The following is a 5,702-nucleotide window of genomic DNA, read 5'->3' as shown; positions in this document are numbered from 1 at the left end:
TGTTAATGGCTGGTTACGCTAACATAACATTAAGCCAAGACGACATTGATATCCGTATCAATTTGTAAGGTGTAAGATTCGCCCTCCACCGTAGTGGTGTATTGATGGAACTCGTTAGAGCCTGCTTTTACTTTCGCCTCAAGTTTGGTGAACTCACTACTGTCTTTCAGCCTCACAGTATCAGTACCATCACCGTTGATTCGCAAGGTTGGGTTCTTGCTGATTTTAGCGATAACATCATTATCAACCGTGATGTCTGTACTTGCCCTTGCATTGGTTAGGTTGATTTGGATAATTTTGTTTTCGTAATTATCCAGCAATGCCCGCCATTTATCAGAGCTATAATCATCTTTGGTTGAATAGTTGAAGCCTCCAACACCATAGGATAGAGTGCCTTCGGCTTTAGCAACATTTTCAGTCAATAAAGCAATTTGTGTACCGCTAATACCTGCATCTTGGTAAATAAACTTCCGTATTTGATACAGATGCTCTTGTTTATCTCCTCCACGATAATCCTCAACAGTATCAAAAACACTTGTGTTGCCGATATAAGAGGATTTGTTCAATACTTCATTGCCATCTACCTGCTTGTTGCCGTTTTTATCTCTAAAGCTAGTTACTCGTCTGTTCAGCTCATCATAAGTATAGAAGTTATGAGCTTTAGAACTAACACTTTCATCAATTCGCTCAGCGTAATTGCTATTTATGCTTTGGTCGTAGATGAGGGTTAGTTTCAAATCGCCAACATCATAGATACCGTTGGCATTTTTGTCTTCATAGAGTGTTTTAAGTCGACCAAACTCATCACGGGTATTGCTGTTGATAAAGCTCTTATTAGTTTCAGATGAATAGTTAGTCACTTTAGTTTGATAACCGTACTCATCATATTCATACTCTCGTTTCCAAATTAACGTACCATCTGCTTGGTAGTTGCGAATGACTTTATCACGACCAAACTCGTCTCTTTCACGCACCATTCGGCTATTCACATCGATAGCATCGCCTAAGATATCTTCTTTGGTTTCGATTAATCTACCGTAGTTATCATAGCCGTAAGTTTCCTTACGCTCAGTACCTTCCTTGCCTTCAGAGAAGTCAGTATCAAACTCTCTCGTTGCCACACGGTTGTAGATGTCATAAGTGTACTTATTGTTAGCAATTAGCGTAAAAGTCATTCGATTAGATGTTTTTTTGTTCTATTTAAGTGTAAATATAATACTTTCAAAAATATAAGCTAAAAGTAAAAGCTCGTTTAAAAAACGAGCTTTTAGCGTTATTTTAATCATTCTTACCAGCAGGGATAAACTCACTAATTAAAACAAAATCCCCAACAACTATAAATCGTACAGAATGAGGTTTTCGGCTTTTAGATATGGGAAATTTATGGAATTTACCGTCGTTATATACCCCAGCAATATATGACAATTTTTCTGTGGTCGCTTTGATATTATCAAAGAAATTATTGGCTATCTCTCTACTACTTTGCTCTGCTATATAATCGGCTTTTTCATTGAGCTGCTCTTCTGCCTCATTAGACCATTGAACAATATAATCAACTTTCATCACTATTTATCTAATTTCAATCTTTTACGCAGATTTTCCAACACTTCTTCATTACTTTTGAATGTAATTTCGCCATTCAAAATTCGCATCAAAAAGACTTGCTCTTCTGAGGGGCGGTTATGTTCCACAAATTCAATTTTGCTGGTCGTACTCACGGGATTTTTTGTAAGTATTGTCATTGTATTTATCCTCGTTTTTCTTGATGAGTGCAGAAATGCTACCCTCATAACTTGGTAAAGCCAAAGAAAAATGTATACAAAATAATCTATACCTGTAAATAAGCACACTTATTTAAAGCTATGAGCTGATTAACCTACCTATTTAGCTCAAATAATGAGGCGAATATCTAGTTATCCTTGTGGATTTCTGCAATTAAATAGCGAGTGCTTCGCCCACCTTGATTAGTCTTTTTTATCAGCCCTTTTTCCAGTAAATCCGTTAAATGGCGGGTTGCGGTTGCTTTGCTGACTTTAGCAACTTTTTGATATTGAGAGGCACTAATGCCCAATTCAAACCCATTTTCTCCGCCATCTAACAAGCGGTTCAACACTTTCTTCTGTTCAGGACTTAATTGCAGCTCCCGATATTTCAACCAAAAGTGGCTTTTGAACAATGTGCGTTCAATTTGAACTAAACTCTGTTCAATGCTTTCTGTCAAGATATTCAAAAACCAATTTAGCCAAGAGGTTATTTCACGATCACCTTTTTGAGTTTGTTCCAACAAGCGGTAGTATTCTGCTCTTTTTTGCAAAATAGTGGTAGAGATAGCGTATAGGCGAATACTTTGTTGATCGGCTTGAGTGAGGGCTAAGTCAGTTAAGGTTCTTGCTAATCTACCATTACCATCATCAAACGGGTGTAAGGTAAGAAACCAAAGATGGGCGATTCCGGCTCGGAGCAGTGGATCGAGCGTATTATCCTCTCTACTTTGGTTAAACCAATCAATAAATCGATTTAGTTCTCCCTCTAAAATATGACGATGCGGGGCTTCAAAGTGAACTTTTGGTCTATCCAGCCTGCCCGATACGACTTGCATCGGCTCCTCACCACGTAGCTCGCCTGCTTTAATATGTGGCGTGTAATAGGGAAACAACCAACGATGCCATTGTGCTAAGCGTTCTTTACTCAAGGCTTCCTGCCAATTATCCAGTGCATCAAGCATAATATTGCTCACGCCTTCAGAGCGATCTGAAACAGGATAAGGAATATCTACCGAGATATTTAATTTTTTCGCAAGCGATGAACGCACAGAATAGGCATTCAAACTATCTCCCTCAATTTGTGATGAACTTAAAATGTTATTCAACAAAGTATCTAACGCCAGTTGCGAATCTTGATGCTTGATTTGAGCACTATATCCAATCAATTTACCCAACAATAACCAACAGCGACGTAACTGTGGCTCAAGTTGGCTTTGATTCCATAAAAATTCCGTCCAATTCGGATATTGCCATATCCATTTGTAATCATTGTATTGCATTGTATTTCTCCAAATGAGCTGAAAGTATAGCACATTCACCTCATTACTCGAGCTAAATAAGTAGATTAATCAGCTCATAGCTTTAAATAAGTACACTTATGACATCTACAACCGTGTGGCAACGAGGGAGGTTGATACAGACTTCTCGAAAGAGGGTGTGGAACGGGTGGAAACTTATCACTACAACAGCTTAAATCAGTTGGTAAGAACGGATAGTGATGTGTTGGGTAATGAAGCATTGATTGACGCCTATTCCCTGTATGAACGGAATCATTATGGACAAATAGAAAAAGTCCAAAACTATTCGGGTAATGTGCTTGCATCCCAAGTGTTGTATAAATTCAATGTGTATGGGCAACCAGCGGTAGAAACACTTTATGCAGGGTCAAATACCAATCCGACCCAAATAAGGCACAGAGAATACGATGCATACGGTCGTAATATGCAATTTTACTTTGATAAAAACTCAAATGGAGAGAAAGACCGGGGTGATATTATCTATGAGTACACTCGAGATCCTGTTACAGGTCTGGAATTAGCAGTCAAAAAAACCTCATTCAATGCCAAAAATGAACCTGTTTCAGATGTACGCCAATATACCTATGATGAGTTTAATCGAGTGAAGTTTGCGCACTGGGATACCAATGAGAATGGCATCATTGATGGCAACGAAAGAAATATGAAAAGCTATTATGTAGCTGATAGTACCCAAGTTTCTCATATTGAGAACTACAGCGGCGAAGTTCTTCAGTACACGATCCACTTCCTCTATAATGAAGCAAGACAGTATCTGGCAACCGTGGTGGATAATGCCAAAACATCGGTGGTAACTGTCACTTATGATGGTTATGGTTCTCCGAAAAACAGCGTGGAAGACTATACTGAACAAAGTATCCAAGCGTTCTATCAACCGTTTAACGGACGTGTCAGCACGATTAGTCTGTCAAACCAAAACGCCAATACTGAAATCACATTAGATAATGATGTTGTCGCACGGCTTTCTGCGTCTAAACTATTAATCAACGGTGATGCTACCGACACATTAAGACTAAAAGACCATTCCGAGTTTAAACAGATTGAAAATGTTAAACAAGGTAATAATGAGTACGAACAATACCAAACCGAGGTAGACGGTCAGCAATACACTTTATTGATTGACACCGACATCAATGTCGTTTTAGCGTAAGCGGTTTAAAGCCGTTGCAAGCGGTGCATTTTGCTGAGAAATTTGCAAAATGCCCGCTTCGGTTGAAAATTGATAATAAAAAAACCTGTTGCCGACCGGCAACAGGTTTTGTTTTTTTAAGCAGCGGTGGTTTGTAAATTTCTCGGCAAAACCGACCGCTTGTATACTATGGAATTACAGTAGGTTCACATTAACATCGGTATCAATCAGCAAGGTATAGGTGTCTCCGCCAACTTCTGTAGTGTACTGCACATAGTCGTTAGCCCCCTCCTTCACCGTTGCTTCCTGTTTGNATCAGCAAGGTATAGGTGTCTCCGCCAACTTCTGTAGTGTACTGCACATAGTCGTTAGCCCCCTCCTTCACCGTTGCTTCCTGTTTGCTGAACTCTGAACCGTCTTTCAGGTTAATGGTGTCGGTTTTATCACCGTTAATCACTAACCGTCCAGCAGTCATTTTCGCTAACGTGTCGTTATCGAATGTAATCTCTGTGCTTTGGGTTTCATTCGATAAATTCAACGTTTTCAACTTACCGCCGAATTTGTCAAACAGAGCTTGGAATCGCTCCTCAGCGTAGTCTTCGGTAGAAGATTGCGGAGCCCCCCATCCATCGTAATGAAGTGTTTCAAACTCACCTTTGTTATTGGAGACAAAGCGGGAGATTGTCAGATCTTTTTCATCGCGATTTATTTGAACAGTATAACGGAATACATCTTCGCCTTCAGCACCTGTTTTGTAATGAATCGTATTGGCTACCGTATTTGTTCCTTCATAAATACGCTGATTGTAATGCTCGCCAACGGATATCTTACCGTTTACATCCTTATCTTCAAAGTCTAAGACTTGTCTGTTGAATTCATCATAGGTAATAACAAAGTGGCGTACAAGTTCTATCGGATCAACATTGTCCGTTTGCTTACGACCAACGATCAGCCCTACAGCATCATCACTGCGGGTAAACTCTTTAATGACGTCGCCTTTATCCCATTTACCGATAACATTTCTGTCATCATATTCACGGATAGATTGTCCTTGAGCATTGTAGGTGTACTCACGCACCCAATCCACGTCCCCATCTTGCGTTAAGAAATACCTTTTCGTAGCCCGTCCGTAGAGATTATAGTCGTATTGAGTCATCTCCGTCACATTGTTATTTGCATCGTAGGTTGTTGTTTTGAGGTTCTGACCGAATTGGTCACGCTTGTTAGTATCATAAGAAATTGTTTTTGTGATTAGGTTATTATACTCAGTACGCACCACTCGTCCATAGCTGTTATAAGTATAACTTTCTACCTTCTCCGCCCCTTCATTTTCGGTGTTTGAATCAAACTCTCTCGTTGCCACACGGTTGTAGATGTCATAAGTGTACTTATTTACAGGTATAGATTATTTTGTATACATTTTTCTTTGACTTTACCAAGTTATGAGGGTAGCATTTCTGCCTTATCAAAAAAACTAGGATAAATACAATGACA

Annotated in this window: 5 protein-coding genes; 1 reads left to right on the top strand and 4 read right to left on the bottom strand. The window is 39.4% G+C overall.

The features are described from left to right. Positions 1-29: 29 nt before the first annotated feature. The 4 genes from ACERCF_RS12290 to ACERCF_RS12275 form a co-directional block, all read right to left on the bottom strand. A complete protein-coding gene (locus ACERCF_RS12290) occupies positions 30-1,175 on the bottom strand; it encodes a hypothetical protein (protein ID WP_373625759.1) in 1,146 nt (381 codons plus the stop codon). 103 nt (positions 1,176-1,278) lie between these two features. After that, the gene (locus ACERCF_RS12285) at positions 1,279-1,563 is read right to left on the bottom strand and encodes a type II toxin-antitoxin system RelE/ParE family toxin (RefSeq protein WP_373625757.1); all 285 of its coding nucleotides are present in this window, start codon (positions 1,561-1,563) and stop codon (positions 1,279-1,281) included. 2 nt (positions 1,564-1,565) lie between these two features. Further along, on the bottom strand, positions 1,566-1,742 hold the full coding sequence (locus tag ACERCF_RS12280; protein ID WP_373625756.1) for a hypothetical protein: 177 nt from the start codon (positions 1,740-1,742) through the stop codon (positions 1,566-1,568). A gap of 167 nt (positions 1,743-1,909) precedes the next feature. After that, entirely contained in the window at positions 1,910-3,043 is a 1,134-nt protein-coding gene (locus ACERCF_RS12275; RefSeq protein WP_373612193.1) for a Fic family protein, read from the bottom strand. 115 nt (positions 3,044-3,158) lie between these two features. Between ACERCF_RS12275 and ACERCF_RS12270 the strand changes: the two genes are divergently transcribed. Next, entirely contained in the window at positions 3,159-4,229 is a 1,071-nt protein-coding gene (locus tag ACERCF_RS12270) for a hypothetical protein (RefSeq protein ID WP_373625755.1), read from the top strand. The last annotated feature ends 1,473 nt before the right edge of the window (positions 4,230-5,702 follow it).

The organism is Mannheimia kashgarensis, from assembly GCF_041807705.1.
Taxonomy (GTDB): Bacteria; Pseudomonadota; Gammaproteobacteria; order Enterobacterales; family Pasteurellaceae; genus Mannheimia.
This window is presented reverse-complemented; position numbering and strand designations above follow the sequence as displayed.

Excerpts from the sequence above, each read along its gene's own strand:
- ACERCF_RS12290 (WP_373625759.1), bottom strand. The coding sequence starts at position 1,175 with ATGACTTTTACGCTAATTGCTAACAATAAGTACACTTATGACATCTAC.
- ACERCF_RS12285 (WP_373625757.1), bottom strand. The coding sequence starts at position 1,563 with ATGAAAGTTGATTATATTGTTCAATGGTCTAATGAGGCAGAAGAGCAG.
- ACERCF_RS12280 (WP_373625756.1), bottom strand. The coding sequence starts at position 1,742 with ATGACAATACTTACAAAAAATCCCGTGAGTACGACCAGCAAAATTGAA.
- ACERCF_RS12275 (WP_373612193.1), bottom strand. The coding sequence starts at position 3,043 with ATGCAATACAATGATTACAAATGGATATGGCAATATCCGAATTGGACG.